At 69.2% G+C, this 13,945-nt stretch carries 11 protein-coding genes; 3 read left to right on the top strand and 8 right to left on the bottom strand.

Features of this window, described 5'->3' with window-relative positions; translation table 11 throughout:
* Positions 1-96: 96 nt before the first annotated feature.
* The gene (ahcY, locus tag ITJ43_RS06075; protein ID WP_194582923.1) at positions 97-1,563 is read right to left on the bottom strand and encodes an adenosylhomocysteinase; all 1,467 of its coding nucleotides are present in this window, start codon (positions 1,561-1,563) and stop codon (positions 97-99) included.
* 76 nt (positions 1,564-1,639) lie between these two features.
* Positions 1,640-1,846 carry a DUF3499 family protein gene (locus ITJ43_RS06070; RefSeq protein WP_194582922.1) on the bottom strand — a complete coding sequence of 69 codons (207 nt, stop codon included), beginning with the start codon at positions 1,844-1,846 and terminating at the stop codon, positions 1,640-1,642.
* Positions 1,847-2,028: 182 nt separating this feature from the next.
* Between ITJ43_RS06070 and ITJ43_RS06065 the strand changes: the two genes are divergently transcribed.
* Positions 2,029-2,382 carry a metallopeptidase family protein gene (locus tag ITJ43_RS06065; protein ID WP_194583195.1) on the top strand — a complete coding sequence of 118 codons (354 nt, stop codon included), beginning with the start codon at positions 2,029-2,031 and terminating at the stop codon, positions 2,380-2,382.
* Positions 2,383-2,418: 36 nt separating this feature from the next.
* Here ITJ43_RS06065 and ITJ43_RS06060 read toward each other — a convergent pair whose 3' ends face one another.
* The 4 genes from ITJ43_RS06060 to manA all read right to left on the bottom strand — a co-directional run bounded on the left by ITJ43_RS06060 (position 2,419) and on the right by manA (position 8,407).
* Complete coding sequence (locus ITJ43_RS06060) at positions 2,419-3,855, bottom strand: DUF5719 family protein (RefSeq protein ID WP_194582921.1); 1,437 nt, start codon at positions 3,853-3,855, stop codon at positions 2,419-2,421.
* Positions 3,852-6,689: a glycosyltransferase gene (locus ITJ43_RS06055; RefSeq protein WP_194582920.1), complete on the bottom strand. Its 2,838-nt coding sequence runs from the start codon at positions 6,687-6,689 to the stop codon at positions 3,852-3,854. Before ITJ43_RS06055 ends, ITJ43_RS06060 begins: the two co-directional genes overlap by 4 nt.
* Before the next feature lie 76 nt (positions 6,690-6,765).
* Positions 6,766-7,083: a WhiB family transcriptional regulator gene (locus tag ITJ43_RS06050; RefSeq protein ID WP_194582919.1), complete on the bottom strand. Its 318-nt coding sequence runs from the start codon at positions 7,081-7,083 to the stop codon at positions 6,766-6,768.
* Between the two features lie 166 nt (positions 7,084-7,249).
* Positions 7,250-8,407 carry a mannose-6-phosphate isomerase, class I gene (manA, locus tag ITJ43_RS06045; protein ID WP_194582918.1) on the bottom strand — a complete coding sequence of 386 codons (1,158 nt, stop codon included), beginning with the start codon at positions 8,405-8,407 and terminating at the stop codon, positions 7,250-7,252.
* Positions 8,408-8,449: 42 nt separating this feature from the next.
* Between manA and ITJ43_RS06040 the strand changes: the two genes are divergently transcribed.
* Together ITJ43_RS06040 and ITJ43_RS06035 are read left to right on the top strand one after the other, a co-directional pair.
* A complete protein-coding gene (locus ITJ43_RS06040; protein ID WP_194582917.1) occupies positions 8,450-9,853 on the top strand; it encodes an O-antigen ligase family protein in 1,404 nt (467 codons plus the stop codon).
* Between the two features lie 33 nt (positions 9,854-9,886).
* A complete protein-coding gene (locus tag ITJ43_RS06035; RefSeq protein WP_194582916.1) occupies positions 9,887-10,879 on the top strand; it encodes a glycosyltransferase family 2 protein in 993 nt (330 codons plus the stop codon).
* Positions 10,880-10,903: 24 nt separating this feature from the next.
* On the opposite strand, the gene ITJ43_RS06030 is transcribed toward ITJ43_RS06035, so the two are convergent.
* Positions 10,904-12,772 (bottom strand): hypothetical protein, encoded by a 1,869-nt coding sequence (locus ITJ43_RS06030; RefSeq protein WP_194582915.1) that lies wholly within the window; start codon positions 12,770-12,772, stop codon positions 10,904-10,906.
* Positions 12,769-13,905: a UDP-galactopyranose mutase gene (gene glf, locus ITJ43_RS06025; RefSeq protein ID WP_194582914.1), complete on the bottom strand. Its 1,137-nt coding sequence runs from the start codon at positions 13,903-13,905 to the stop codon at positions 12,769-12,771. The genes ITJ43_RS06030 and glf overlap by 4 nt, the downstream gene beginning before the upstream one ends.
* Positions 13,906-13,945: the final 40 nt, after the last annotated feature.

Raw genomic sequence — 13,945 nt, 5'->3', positions numbered from 1 at the left:
CTGTGTCCCCTACGCATCTGTGAATTGCGCCGTCGACGCACACAGCGCCTCCCGCCCGAGACGGGAAGCGCTGCGTGGAGCGGGTATGTTCGCGGTTCAGTAGCGGTAATGCTCGAGCTTGTAGGGCCCTTCCACCGGCACACCGATGTACGCGGCCTGCTCGGCGGTGAGTTCGGTCAGCTCGACCCCCAGCGCTGCCAGGTGCAGCCGAGCCACCTTCTCGTCGAGGATCTTCGGCAACACGTACACGCCGACGGGATACAGCTCCGGCTTCGTGTACAGCTCGATCTGCGCGAGCACCTGGTTGGTGAACGACGCGCTCATGACGAAAGAGGGATGACCGGTCGCGTTGCCCAGGTTCATCAGTCGCCCCTCGCTCATCACGAGGATGCTGCGACCACTCGGCAGGCGATACTCGTGCACCTGCGGCTTGATCTCGACCTTTTCGACCCCGGGGATGGCTTCGAGTCCGGCCATGTCGATCTCGTCGTCGAAGTGGCCGACATTGCCGACGATCGCCAGGTGCTTGAGCTGCTGCAGCTGCTCGACGGTGACCACACGCGTATTGCCCGTGCCGGTGATGAGGATGTCGACATCGCCGACGACCGACTCCAGACGGGCGACCTGGAAGCCGTCCATGGCCGCTTGGAGCGCGCAGATGGGGTCGACCTCGCCGATGATCACACGCGCACCCTGGCCGCGCAGCGCCTCCGCCGCGCCCTTACCCACATCGCCGTAACCCACGACGAAGGCGACCTTGCCGCCGATGAGCACATCGGTGGCGCGATTGAGGCCGTCGGGCAGCGAGTGTCGGATGCCGTACTTGTTGTCGAACTTGCTCTTGGTGACCGAGTCGTTCACGTTGATGCCGGGGAACAACAGCGTGCCTGCGGCCGCCAATTCATACAGACGGTGCACACCCGTCGTCGTCTCCTCGGTCACGCCGACGATCTGGGCCGCCATCCGCGTAAACCGCTGCGGATCGCGGGCAAGGCTCGCCCGCAGCGTGTCGAGCACGATGCGGTACTCGAGCGAGTCGGCGTCGGATGCCGCGGGCACTGCTCCCGCCCTCTCGAACTCCACGCCCTTGTGGACAAGGAGCGTCGCGTCGCCTCCGTCGTCGAGGATCAGGTTGGGACCGTCGAAGCCTTCTGCCGACCAGTCGAAGATGCGGTCCGCGAGCTGCCAGTACTCCTCGAGCGTTTCGCCCTTGAAGGCGAAGACCGGAATGCCCGCGGGCTCATCGACGCTGCCGTGGGGACCCACGGCGACGGCGGCCGCGGCCTCGTCCTGGGTGGAGAAGATGTTGCAGCTGGCCCAACGCACCTGAGCACCGAGCGCCACGAGCGTTTCGATCAGCACGGCGGTCTGCACGGTCATGTGCAGCGATCCGGCGATCCGGGCGCCGGCGAGCGGCTGGGAAGGGCCGTACTCTTCGCGCAGTGCCATCAGACCCGGCATCTCGTTCTCGGCGAGACGCAGCTGGTGGCGACCGGCCTCGGCGAGGCTCAGGTCGGCGACGACGAAGTCGTGAAGGGCGGCGGGTGCGGCAGTGGTCGACATCCGCCCATTCTCGCACTCCGGCGGCGGCGAGCCTGTGTGTATGTGCGCGTGTGAAGCGTCCGTCAGATGCGTGCGCTCAGACGCGCAGCGTCTCGTGACGCACGACGACCCATCCCTTGGGCACCGACAGCCGATCGGTGTGGATCGCGCAGAGGTCGTGTGCGTGCGGGTCGCGGCCGGCGCCGAGAGGCCCGAGCGCGGCCATCTGGTCGCCGTAGTCGTAGGTCAGGGTCGTCACGGCCTCGCGGGCACAGCCCACCTTCGAGCACAGTCGAGTTCGCATCGATGTCACGGTACTCGCCGCACGCCGCAGGGCGGGGATGCCGCGCCGCCGCGGCCGGCTTCGCCCCGCGGCGCGGGCGCGAGCTGACCTAGACTCGAGGCATGATGAGGCGGCGCGCGGGCAGTGCTCCGCACGTGCGGGCATCACGGCACGGGCGGCACGGGCGCGAAGACCGCAGCCCCGTGGTCCGGCCGCCGCTGCCCGCCCAGGAGACGCGCGAAGAACGATTCGACTTCGCGGTGAGCACCGCAGCAGAGTTCCTGCGCAGCGCCTGGCCGGAGCTGCGCGACGTGCGCTTCGAGGTCGCGTTGATGCCGCCGGCATCCGATGACGACGGCATCCCCCGCTGGAGCGTATCGACGGCCGAGCAGCGCATCGTGCTGTACCGCCTTCCGATCGAGCGCCTCGGCAGCCTGCACCGTGAGGACGAGCTGCATCGACGGATGGCGATCGAAGGATGTGTGTTCCGTGCGGCGGCCGAGTATCTCGACCGCGACCCCTGGGACCTCGGCCCCGAGCGGTTCCGCTACTTCTGATCGACTCGCCGGCCCACCCGCGAACGCGCGTCGCGATCAGCGCGGGTACACCGTGACCGCCGAGGCCGCCGAGGCGCTGGGAGCGACCGGGTACCCGGCGATAGCACCCGCCGCCGCGTAGGTGACCGCCGCGCTCACACCCCCGCCGCCCGGCGCGATGCGGTAGACCTGACCGGACTGCACCGGCACCGTCACGGCGCCGATGGCCGGCACCGTGACATCCGTGGAGGCGCCTGCTCCTGCACCCGCGGTGAGAACGACAGTCTGCGCCACGGCGTCGGAGGACACGATCGTCAGCGTCGGAGTTCCTGTCGCCGGGCTGGCGCCGGCGACAGCGACGAGCGCGGGGGCGGAGATCACGTCGGCGGCCACGAACCACCCGAAGTCGCTACCGGCGCCGAATCCGGAGGTCGCCCACACGGCGCCCGTGACGGGGGCTCCCGCACTGACGCGAACGGCGTACGTTCCGGTTGCCAAGCCTCCGAGGTCGAGCTTGAGCGGGACGCCGGCTTTCAGCGGAACGGTCTGCGCGGTCCCCACGGCCGCTCCTCCTTGGAGCACGGTCACTGTCGCCTGGGTGTCGGCCCCCGGCGACAGCAGGCGCAGGGAGGTGGGCACATTGCTCTCGCCGGCGCCGCCTTGCGTGGTCACGACGGGGACGCCGGGAATGACGATGTCGCTGCTCGGTGCCGTCGCGGCCCCTACCTGATCGACACCTCCGGCCACGAGCACGCGGGTGATGCTGGACTGCAGAGCGGCGCGGACGGGAGCCTGCGATGACGTCACCCGCAGCACGGGGTTCTCCTCGCCGATGGCGAGGGCAGCCAGCGGGATCACCCGCTGCGTGCCCGCGGCGACGACGAGGCCGTTGCCGGCCACCGGTACCGCTCCGCCTGTGGCGCCGTACACGGTGATGCTCACCCGTGCGGCGACCGTGCCCGGGTTGGAGAGCAGGACCAGGTCGGACGCGCCGGTGGCGGCAGATCCGCCGACCAACCACGACTCCATCTCGGGCCGCGCACACGCCGACGCGGCGAAGCCGCTGAGATCTTCGGCGCCGATCTGCGCGGAAGAGGCGGCGGCGATGTCAGCCGGCTCCCCGTCGACCGGTGCCGCTCGAAGCGCCGGGGCGCCCTGACCGCCGGTCACGTCGGGCATCGCAAGGGGTGCCGTGTTGGACGGGATGCTCTTTCCGGCGGCGGTGGCCGCCGACGTCAGCACCGAACCGGCCGCCTCGGTGAGCTGGGCGGCTTTCGTCGCATCGCGGCCGCTGGCCAGCAGCGGTCCCACGCAGCTCTCGACCGACGCGGATGCCGGCGAGTGGGTCTGCACGGCGACCGGGTCGCGGGTGAGGCCCGGCAGCGGGAGAAGAACGAGCGCAACGGCGCTGACGACGGCTGCCGCGGCCACCACCACGCCGACCGTTCGACGTACCGTCACCCGTCCGAGCTGAGACACGCTGCGCTCACTCACCACGCACCACCCGTTCCCAGACCGACGATGCGCGAGCGACGACGGTTCAGGCGCAGAGAACGACGCGTGGGCAGGGCCAGCAGCAGCGCGATCAGGATCACGCCGAGTTGCAGGAGCGCGGCGTCCACCGTGACGGCCGAAGAGGCGGCCGGACGGTCCACGACGCCGTCGGTGACGCGCCACAGCTTGCCCTTGCCGGTCTCACCGACCACTTCCAAATCGTTGCGCTGGTCGAGTGCCGTCTCCGCACCGATGCGCACCGCACGCGCGGCATCCGACTCACCGTCGCCCCCACCGGCCAACAGGACGAAGGCAACGCCGTGAGCGGCCAGCTCCGATACGGCATCACCCGAGGGCGCCGCAATGAGCTCGGCCGTCAACCGTGCGGTCTCGGCATCGCCATCGTCGGGCTGCAGTCGGGCCGAACGCAGCGTGCTCTGCCCACCCAGCGCAGAGGTCTCACCCCAGACCACATCGGCGACGACGGCGCCGTCGGCCGCGGGGGTGATCACGAAAGTGGCGTTGCCCAGTCCCGCGCGCCCTTCGGCTTCGACATACGCCGGCAGCGTGCTGCTCGGCCCGTTGGTGAGCGCCGATGTTCCGCGGGGCAGCGCAGTGAGGGCGGGCACGGCGCTGACCGCGAGGGTGACGAGCACCACGGCGGCGAGCGGGGCACGCAGCCGCGCACGGTCCGGAAGTGCGTCGACAGCGAGAGCGGCCGCGCCGAGGAGCGCCAGCCAGTAGAGACTCAATGCCGCACCAGGCCAGATCGCGATGCGCACGGCAGCATCGGTGGTGACGACGATGCCGACGACGAGGCTGGCCGTCGCCAGGGATGTGAGCGCGATGACCAGGACGACCGCCGAAGCGACCACGCGCGACAGTACCGGGGCGGCCACGGCGAGCACGAGGAGCGGCACGACCAGGAGGAACGCCCAGGTCCCGACGCCACCGATCAGCTGGTCCCAGCCGGCGCCGCCGGTCGAGGGGAAGCCGAATGCCAGGGCGAAGCGGCGGGCCGCATCGGCCGACTCGCCCGCGGGCACGGGAACCCCCGGGTCGGCCAGCAGACCCCACAGATCTCCCGTGCCGCGTCGATGCCAGATCATGGGGATCCAGACGGCGAGGGTGGGAACGAGCAGCCAGATGACCCGGGCGAGACCCCGAGCACGGCCGACCGCCGCGGTCAGGATCACGGCGACCATCCACAACACGACGAGCGCAGGGCCGATCGAGGGCGCGCATGCGGTGACGGCGACGGCGATCACCGACCCCATCCCCGCTGCCGTCCACGACCGGTGGGCGACGACGGCCGTCCACAGCAGCCATGGCAGCAGGAGGTGGGCGATGACCACGCTGGGCCGGCCCGTCGCCAGCGCGTCCAGCAGGCTCGGGGCCAGGGCGTAGCCGACCGCGACGATCGCTCTCGCCACGGGGCGTTCGGTGAGCCGGGTCGCCGCGAACCAGCCGCCGAGAGCGGCGAGCGGCAGCGCCAGCACCCACAGCACGACCATCACGCGAGAGGGCGCGGCGGGCCAGAGCGAGCCGAGCGCGGCGACGACCGCGCTGAAGGGATCGGCAGGACCGGAGCTGTCCCAGCCGAGCGGTCGCAGCCCCGCCGCGGCATCCGCCCAGAGCTGAGTGAGGGTCGCGCGCAGCGGTGCCAGCGCACCGCCGCCGAGCACCGGCCAGGCGAGCAGCGACAAGAAGGCGAGCACAGAGACCAGCAGGGCGCCCAGGACGATCCACGCTCCCCCGCCGGAGAAGAAGCGCAGCTCGCCGCGAGTGGTGCCGTCGATGACGACGTCGTCGTCCAAGCGTTGGCGCAGCTGCTGCCGACTCACCCGCAGCGGCGCCAGCTGAGCCCACGAGACCCGACGGTCGGTGCGGATGCCGCGGCGGGCCCGGGCAACCGCGCCTGGCTTGGACATGACCGCGAATGTGGCCGCCCACTCGGGACCGATCAGTGCGGGACGCTTGGCGAGGAGGTGGGCGATAGAGCGCAGCAACGCCAACGGCAGATAGGACAGCCAGTGCACCGCGACCGCCGCAGGCGGCGCGTACGCGAGCCGCCGATGCAGCTGCGCGGTGCGCTGCGCATACGCACGACGGATGCCGGCCGGCTCGAAGCGGTCGCCGAGAGTGCGAGGGTCGCTGCGATCGGCATCGACGATCGCGATGATCGCCTGCGGGGCGAGCACCACGCGGCCGCCGCGCAATCGCGCACGCACCCCGAGATCGAGACCCTCATCGGCGCCCGCGAGCGCCGTGTCGAGTCCGTCCAATGCGAGCCAGGGGTCGGTGCGCACCAGGACGCCGCGGATGTCGGCGCCGAGAACGTCGTCGCCGGCGTCATGCTGACCCTGATCGTGCTCGCCGTCGGCCAGACCGACGGTGCGTCCGCCGTGGGTGAGCGACACACCGAGCGAGACGATGCGGTCGTTGTCATCGGCACGAACCAGCTTGGGAGCGGCGAAGGCGACGGAAGGGGACGTCTCGAGAGCGCCGACCAGGCGTAGGAGCGCGTCGGGTGCCGGAACGGTGTCTTGAGAGAGGATCCAGACCGTGTCGCCGTCGAGGCGGCGACGAGCGAGGTCGAGCGCTCCCGCGAACGAGGTGCCGCGGTCGGCGGTGATCACACCCTCCGCGCCGGACTCACCGGCGATGCGCTGAAGTTCGCGGTCGGTGGCGTGTGCGCCGCAGAGGACGATGGTGAGCACATCCACCGGGCGCGACTGCGCCTCGAGCGCGGACAGCGCGCGCTGCAGGCGGATGTCGGTGGCCACGCGCGCATCGGGGCGCACGACCAGGACTGCGTGAACTCGGGCGGGCATGACCTGGTCAGCCTAAGCGCGAGTTCGGCCCCGTGCCGGAGGCCGCCCGCGAGTCTCGGGATCTGACGCCGCGGAATCAAGCCTGACGCTTGAGCTTGCGGCGCTCGCGCTCACTGAGTCCGCCCCAGATCCCGAAGCGCTCATCATTCTGGAGGGCGTACTCGAGGCACTCGCCGCGAACATCGCACGTGGTGCAGATGCGCTTCGCGTCGCGCGTCGATCCGCCCTTCTCGGGGAAGAACGCCTCCGGGTCGGTCTGCGCGCACAGCGCGTCGGCCTGCCAGGCGAGGGCGGTGTCCTCCTCGGTCGGCGCGGGCCGACGCACCCCGGGGACACCCAGGTTGACCGGGTCGACGAACCAGTTGTCGGGGACGCCGGAGCGGTAACCGGTCATATCGTTCTCCCCACGTTTTCCCGATGCGCTGATGCGCGTGTTGGGATAATTACACCCTTGTCATTCGCTGCGGTCAAGTCGCAGATCGTAAACCCTCAATGCGGGATTGAACCTTCACGGCGCGCCGTCGGCGTGTCTCGGATGTGTCACGGGTGGTGCGAGGTGGTCAGGCGCCGGGCTGCGCGACGAAGATCTCCCCGTCGCCGGAGATGCGCAGGCTCTCCTCATCGGCGATGTGCACCGCGGCACCCGGCCGCAGCGATACGGCATCCTCTGCGCCGGCGACGGTGACCGCTCCGCCCGTGCACAGGGCGATCGCGGGGCCGCTCAGGGGCACCCGGACCTCCTCGACACCACCGACGATCACGCGAGACAGAGCGAAATCGTCGACCGGCGTGTCGTAGGCGAGAACCGCCCCGCCGTCGACCGGTCGACCGTGGATGACGGGCGCCGGACCGGGGGTGACATCCACCACGCTCATCAGTTCGGGCACGTCCACGTGCTTGGGCGTCAGGCCGCCGCGCATCACGTTGTCACTCGCCGCCATCAGTTCGACGCCGAGGCCGGACTGGTACGCGTGCAAGACCCCGGCGGGTGCGAAGAGCGCCTCACCCCGGTGCAAGGTCACGAGGTTCATGAGCAACGCGACGATCAAGCCCGCATCGCCGGGGAAGTCGGAGGCCGCGGCGCGCAGGACGGCGAGTTCGTCGGCGAACTCCACACTCTCGGCGTGCTCCAGCGCGATCGTCAGGTCGGCGACGATGGCGGCATCCGCCTCGCCCAGGGCCCAGGCGAGCACACGGCGCAGCGCCGCTTCGGCGGCGGCTCCGGCGTCGGCGGCACCGAGAAGTTCGCGGATCTGAGAGACAGCACTCCCTTCGCCGAGCGCGTCCAGCAGCCGCCGGGTCGCGGGCAGCGGACGCAGCCCGACGAGCGCGCGGAACTCGTCGCTCAACGCAACGATGATCTCGGGCTTGTGGTTGTCGTCGCGATACAGACGGTCGGCGGCACCCCGTGGGATGCCGGCGCGCTCTTCGCGGGCGAAGCCCTCCCGCGCCTGCGCGCGCGTGGGGTGGGCCTGGATCGACAGCGACGACGCCGCGGCGAGCAGCTTCAGCAGGAACGGCAACGGAGGGCGGCCGGCATCGGCGAGCGCAACGTCCAGAGTGCGCCCGTCCGGCGTACGAGACGGCGAGCCCGGGTGGTCGCCGTACCAGATCTCCGCTTCCGGAGTGCCGGTCGGAATGCGGCCTTCCAGGGTGGCGATGAGCGTCGTGGAGCCCCAGGAGTAGTCGCGTGGTTCGTTGGCGATCGGCGTCAGCATGCCCCCAGCCTAGGACTGCTCCCGCGCTACTCTGATCAGACCATGGCCGTCCACACGAAGCACCCCGTCGGGGCGCCGCCGACCGCCCCGATCCGTGCCACGTCGGGTCATCTCCTTCTGCGCGGATGGTGCATCTTCGTCATCGCCGCTGCCCTCGCCGGCGGGTCATGGCTGATGGTCGCGGGCGTCGTCGGGACCGCCGTGACGGTCGTGGCGGCGGGCGTCGCGTCGGGAGTGTTGTGGATCACCCTCCGACCGCCGGTCCAGTGGCGACGACTGCCCTGGTTCGCCGTCTCGTATGTGATCTTCGCGATCGCCTCGCTCCTGTGGAGCGCACACCCGATGGCGACCGCGGTGACGCTGGTGCTGCTGGTCGTCACGACCGTGCAGGCGATGTTCGTGGGCTCCGTGCTGACGTGGCGAGAACTCGTGCGGGCGATCGCATCGGCTCTGAAGTGGGTGCTGGCACTCTCGGTTCTGTTCGAGCTGTGGGTCTCGCTGGTGTGGAGAGGGCCGGTCCTTCCGGGCTTCCTGCGCCCCGGCCCGTCGACCGGCGATTCGTCCGCCGTCTGGTCGGGCGACCACCTGTTCGACGGCGGCCGCGTGCAAGGGATCTTCGGTGACCCCACGGCCCTCGCCTACGTCGCGCTGCTCGCGATGGTGGTCTTCGCGATCCGCTTCGCATCGGGGGCCCCGCGGCGCTCGCTGCTCGCCGCGTGGTTCGTGCTCGCGGCCCTCCTGTTCGTGCGCGCGGGGTCGGCGACCGGGTGGCTGGCCGCCGCCACCGTACTCGTCGTGCTCGCGACCGTGCTCGCCATGCGTACGACGCGGCGGGCGGGTGAGCGCACCCGGTACTACGTCGTGTACGCCGTGGTGGCCGCGGGCGGCCTCGTCGCGTTCTGGCTGTCACGCGGGCCACTGTTCTCGGTGCTGGGGCGCTCCGCCGAGCTCACCGGCCGCGAGGGGATCTGGGCCATCGTCGCGGCGACGGCAGCGCAGCGGCCGTTCGCCGGGTGGGGCTTCGCGTCGCCGTGGCTGCCGGACGACCCGGCATTCGACGGGTGGATCGTCGAGCAGGGACAGACCGTCGTGCAGGCGCACAACATGTGGCTGGACGCGTTCTTCCAGCTCGGTGCGATCGGGCTGGCCCTTCTGACACTCACCTTCTTCGCGTATGTCTGGCGTTCCTGGTTCTTCGCCGTCGACCGCCCGCGATGGGACCTGGTCGCCGATCGCCCCTACTCCGCCGTCACGCTGCTGCCGACCCTCGCCGGGGCGATCCTGCTCGTTCAAGGTCTCGCCGAGTCCTCCCCCCTGATCGGATGGGGATGGCTGATGATCGTCCTGCTCGCCTTCAAGATCAAGCAGGCGCCGCTGCTCGGCCGGGGCGCGTCGGAGCAGCGGCTGGTCGGTGAACAGGGCGAGCCCGAGCGCGCGCCACGGTGAGCGCGAAGGTCGCCGGGTTACACTGCTGAGGCCATGGCCTCCACTTTTTCGCGCCCCGACGCGGCGCCGAACGATACCTTCACGCCTGCCAGCGCAACGATCGCAATCGTCACCTACAACCGCTCCGCTCTGCTCACGAAGCTCCTCGAGAGCATCACGGCGATGGACCCGAAGCCGGGCCACGTCGTCATCGTCGACAACGCCTCCACCGACAACACGACCGAGGTCGTCGAGTCCTACCGCGAGCGCCTCGGCGCCGAACTCGTCTACCGTCGGCTCGACGAGAACACCGGCGGCTCCGGCGGGTTCAGCGAAGGCATGCGAGTGGCGTACGAGCTCGGTTCGACGTGGATCTGGCTGATGGACGACGACGTCGAGGTTCTGCCGGACGGGCTCGCCAAGATGGGGGCGTGGGCGCCGCGGTTCAAGTCGATCCAGGGACGACGCTACGACTTCGACGGCAGCGAGTTCTACTGGCAGTACCGGGTCGCCGAGGCCCTGGCCATCCCGATTCCGTTCGCTCCGAGCGGCTTCGACGAGTCGGGCTACAAGGAGATGAACTCCGGCTGCTTCGAGGGCATGTTCATCCACCGCGACATCGTCGGTCAGATCGGACTGCCCGATCCGCGCTTCTTCATCTACTGGGATGACCAGACGTACGGCTGGCTCGCGTCGCGCCTGACGACGTCCGTGATCGTCAACGAGTTCGTGCTGCGCCGCACGCGTGAGATCAAACAGTGGGACATGGGCATCCGACACATGAACGCGTCGAGCAACGCCTACCGGTACTACATCATGCGAAACCGCGCGATCATCAAGCGCTACTACCGCTCCGCCGGCGTCTACAACCCGGTGCTCTTCGGGCTGGGCACGACCCTGACCTTCGGCAAAGAGCTGATCCGGCTGCTGCTGGTCGAACGCACCGTCCGCGGCACCTCGAACCTCTTCCGGGGGCTCCGCGACGGACGCAAGATCGCGCGGGATGCCGCGTGGCAGCCGATGCCGCCGCTGGTTGCTGCGGGGTAGACCGCTCCCGGGCAGCGCCGGCGGTCACCCTCCGCCCGGCGCCGCCGTGTCACGGAGATCGAAGCTCAGATCGGCGCCGGCGCAGAGGGCGCTGAAGCGGTCGGGCATTGCGGGATCGCTGGAGACGATGCGCACCGGCGCGTTCCAGGCTCGCACCGCTTCGCATGCCTGCGCCTCGTTGCGCGGATCCATGATGTACGAGTAGGTCCGGATCGGATCGGCCGACGAGGTCGACTCGAGTTGAAGGAGCCAACTGTTGAGGAAGGCGTCTCCGGACGGGCTGAGATAGGACAGCGCCATCGTGCGCACGCCGGGTTCGGCGAGATCGAAGAGCCGCTGTGCGGCAGGATTCCCTGCGGCGACGCCGGTGTTGGTGACGATGGCGATGGGAGTAAACACCGAAGCGATGCGGTCTGACGTCGGTGGCACCTGCGCCATGAGGACGAACGGGGTGGCAACGGAGATCGCGGCGACCCCGATGGCGGTCCATCGGCGTCCCCTCGTGCTCGCCAGCTCGGAAAGCAACGCGGCGGTCAGGATCACAATGAGCATCGATGAGATGAGCCAGGCGAACTTCGCGGGGTAGTACCCCCACCAATGTGCCGCGCCCGCGCGCTGAGCGACGAGGTAGGCGCCGACGACCGCCGAGACGGCGAGAACGATCAGAAGGCCATTCATCGGGTGACGTTGGTGCAGATGTAGGGCGGTCAGAACCGTCACGACGAGCGTCGCAACGACGATGACGGCGACATGCACGGGAAGCAGCTGCATGATCCCGCCGTCCACCGCGAGGGCGGCTCCCTCCCGTCGAAGATCGGGCAGCGTCACCGCGACGATGTAGATCGGCACGGGGAGAACTGCGAGCACCAGCAGAGAGACCTCTCGCAAGCGAAACCCCTCACGAGCAAGAGAGGCGGCACGGGAGCCGAGTGCGAAGACCGCGAGAGCGAAGGGCACCGCGGCGACCGGCGCCCAGGTCGCGAGCAAGGCAACGGCCGCAAGGCTGAGCACCGCCGCGCCCACCACCGGAGTGACACGCGTCTCAAGCCAGGCTAGCCACGAGGCGAGCAACAACAACAGCGTCAAGGTCGCGTTGTAGAAGCCGAACTGCGCCGCAAAGCCGAAGACAAACCACGTGAAAGGGATCGCGGCGACGATCGCCGCTGCGATGACGCGCAAGGTCCGTGCACCTCCGTGCACGCTGCGGGCGCCGATGAGAGCGCCGAGGAGTGCTGTCGTCGAGGTCGCGATGAGCCAGAAAGCAGCGAACGCGCCGACATCGTGCCGGAGGAGATTCTGCGGGAGCACGGAATCGCGACCGACCGCGGCGGCGATAGCCAACAGTCCGGGAGTGAGCGGCGACGCGTTCGGGTGCGCGATCGCGTTGAGCCCGCCGTCGGCGATCAGCATTCTGGTGGTCACCAGATTCCACACGGCGTCGTTGTGCATCGCCCATTCGAGGTCGCCGGTGCCGACCGTGGTCATCCCCACCAGCACAAGGGCCAGCGTGGGAACAGCCAGCAGGGGGACGACGATGCGCAACTCACGGCGGCCCACCAGGCGCAGGGTTCCGGATCGGGTCGTGGCCACGACAGCGACCAATCCGAGAATCGCGAACATGAGCGAGGCCACGCCGACCAGGGTGAGGCCCGAGTCTGGCATGAAGCGGAGCATCAGAGCGAGCAGCGCGATCTCCACGATCATCGCCGCCGCGAGAGCGAAGGGCCACGACGTTCGCTGGCCGATCGCGAGCGTCAGTGCAATCAGCACGGCGAAGGGCGCCGCCCACGGCGTCACACCGGTATACATCAGCAGCACGCCCACCAGAACAGCGGCTGCGGTGGCGCCGACCCAGATCGCGCGCACGCGGCGCGAGGGAGCCGCAGGTTTCATGCGAGCCGGTTGTTCCACAGGGAGAGTGCGGATCCGATGGCCATATGCATGTCAAGGTACTGGTAGGTCCCCAGACGTCCGCCGAAGTGCACGTCCCTCTGCCCCTTCATCAAATCTCGATACGCGAGCAGTCCGGCGCGATCGCCGGGTGTGTTGACGGGATAGTAGGGTTCGTCGTCTCGCGTCGCGAAGCGCGAGAACTCCCGCATGATCACCGTCTTGTCGGTCGGGTAGCGGTCGGCGCGCTCCGGGTGGAAGTGCTTGAACTCGTGGATCCGGGTATACGGGACATCGGCATCCGCGTAGTTCATGACGCTGGTGCCCTGGAAGTCGCCGACGTCGAGCACCTCCTCCTCGAAGTCCAGAGTCCGCCACGAGAGCTCGCCCTCGGCGTAGTCGAAGTAGCGGTCCACGGGGCCGGTGTACACGACCGGCAGTTGTCCGACCGTCGCCCGCTTATTCAGCGGCTGAGACTCGTCGAAGTAGTCGGTGGAGAGCTTGACCTCGATCTTCGGGTGGTCGGCCATTCGCTCCAGCCACGCCGTGTACCCGTCGATCGGCAGACCCTCCCACGTGTCGTTGAAGTACCGGTTGTCATACGTGTACCGCACGGGAAGGCGGCTGATGATCTCCGCCGGCAGGTCTTTCGGATCCGTCTGCCACTGCTTCGCGGTGTAGTCCCGGATAAAGGCCTCGTACAGCGGGCGTCCGATGAGACCGATGCCGCGCTCCTCGAGGTTCCGAGCCGAGGTCGGGTCAAACTCCCCCGCGAGCTCGAGCACCCGTGCGCGCGCCTCATCGGGCGAGTACGCAGCTTGGAAGAACTGATTGATCGTGCCAAGGTTGATCGGCAGCGGGAACACGACCCCCCTGTGGTTCGTGTATACGCGGTGAACATAGTCGGTGAATGTCGTGAACCGGTTCACGTACTGCCATACGGTCGCGTTCGATGTGTGGAACAGATGGGCTCCGTACCGGTGTACCTCGATGCCGGTTGTCGCTTCGTCCTCGCTGTACGCGTTGCCACCGATGTGGTGGCGTCGGTCGATGACCGTCACTTTGCGACCGGACGCCGCAGCCCGCTCGGCAATCGTGAGGCCGAAGAAGCCGGAGCCGACGATGAGGAGATCCATGTGAACCGATCTGAAGGTCGCTGGGCCCGACCCGCACGGG

Source organism: Microbacterium sp. VKM Ac-2870 (genome assembly GCF_015350795.1).
In the GTDB taxonomy this organism is placed as follows: domain Bacteria; phylum Actinomycetota; class Actinomycetes; order Actinomycetales; family Microbacteriaceae; genus Microbacterium.
Note: the sequence above shows the minus strand (reverse complement) of the source record. Positions and strands in the feature narration are given on the sequence as shown.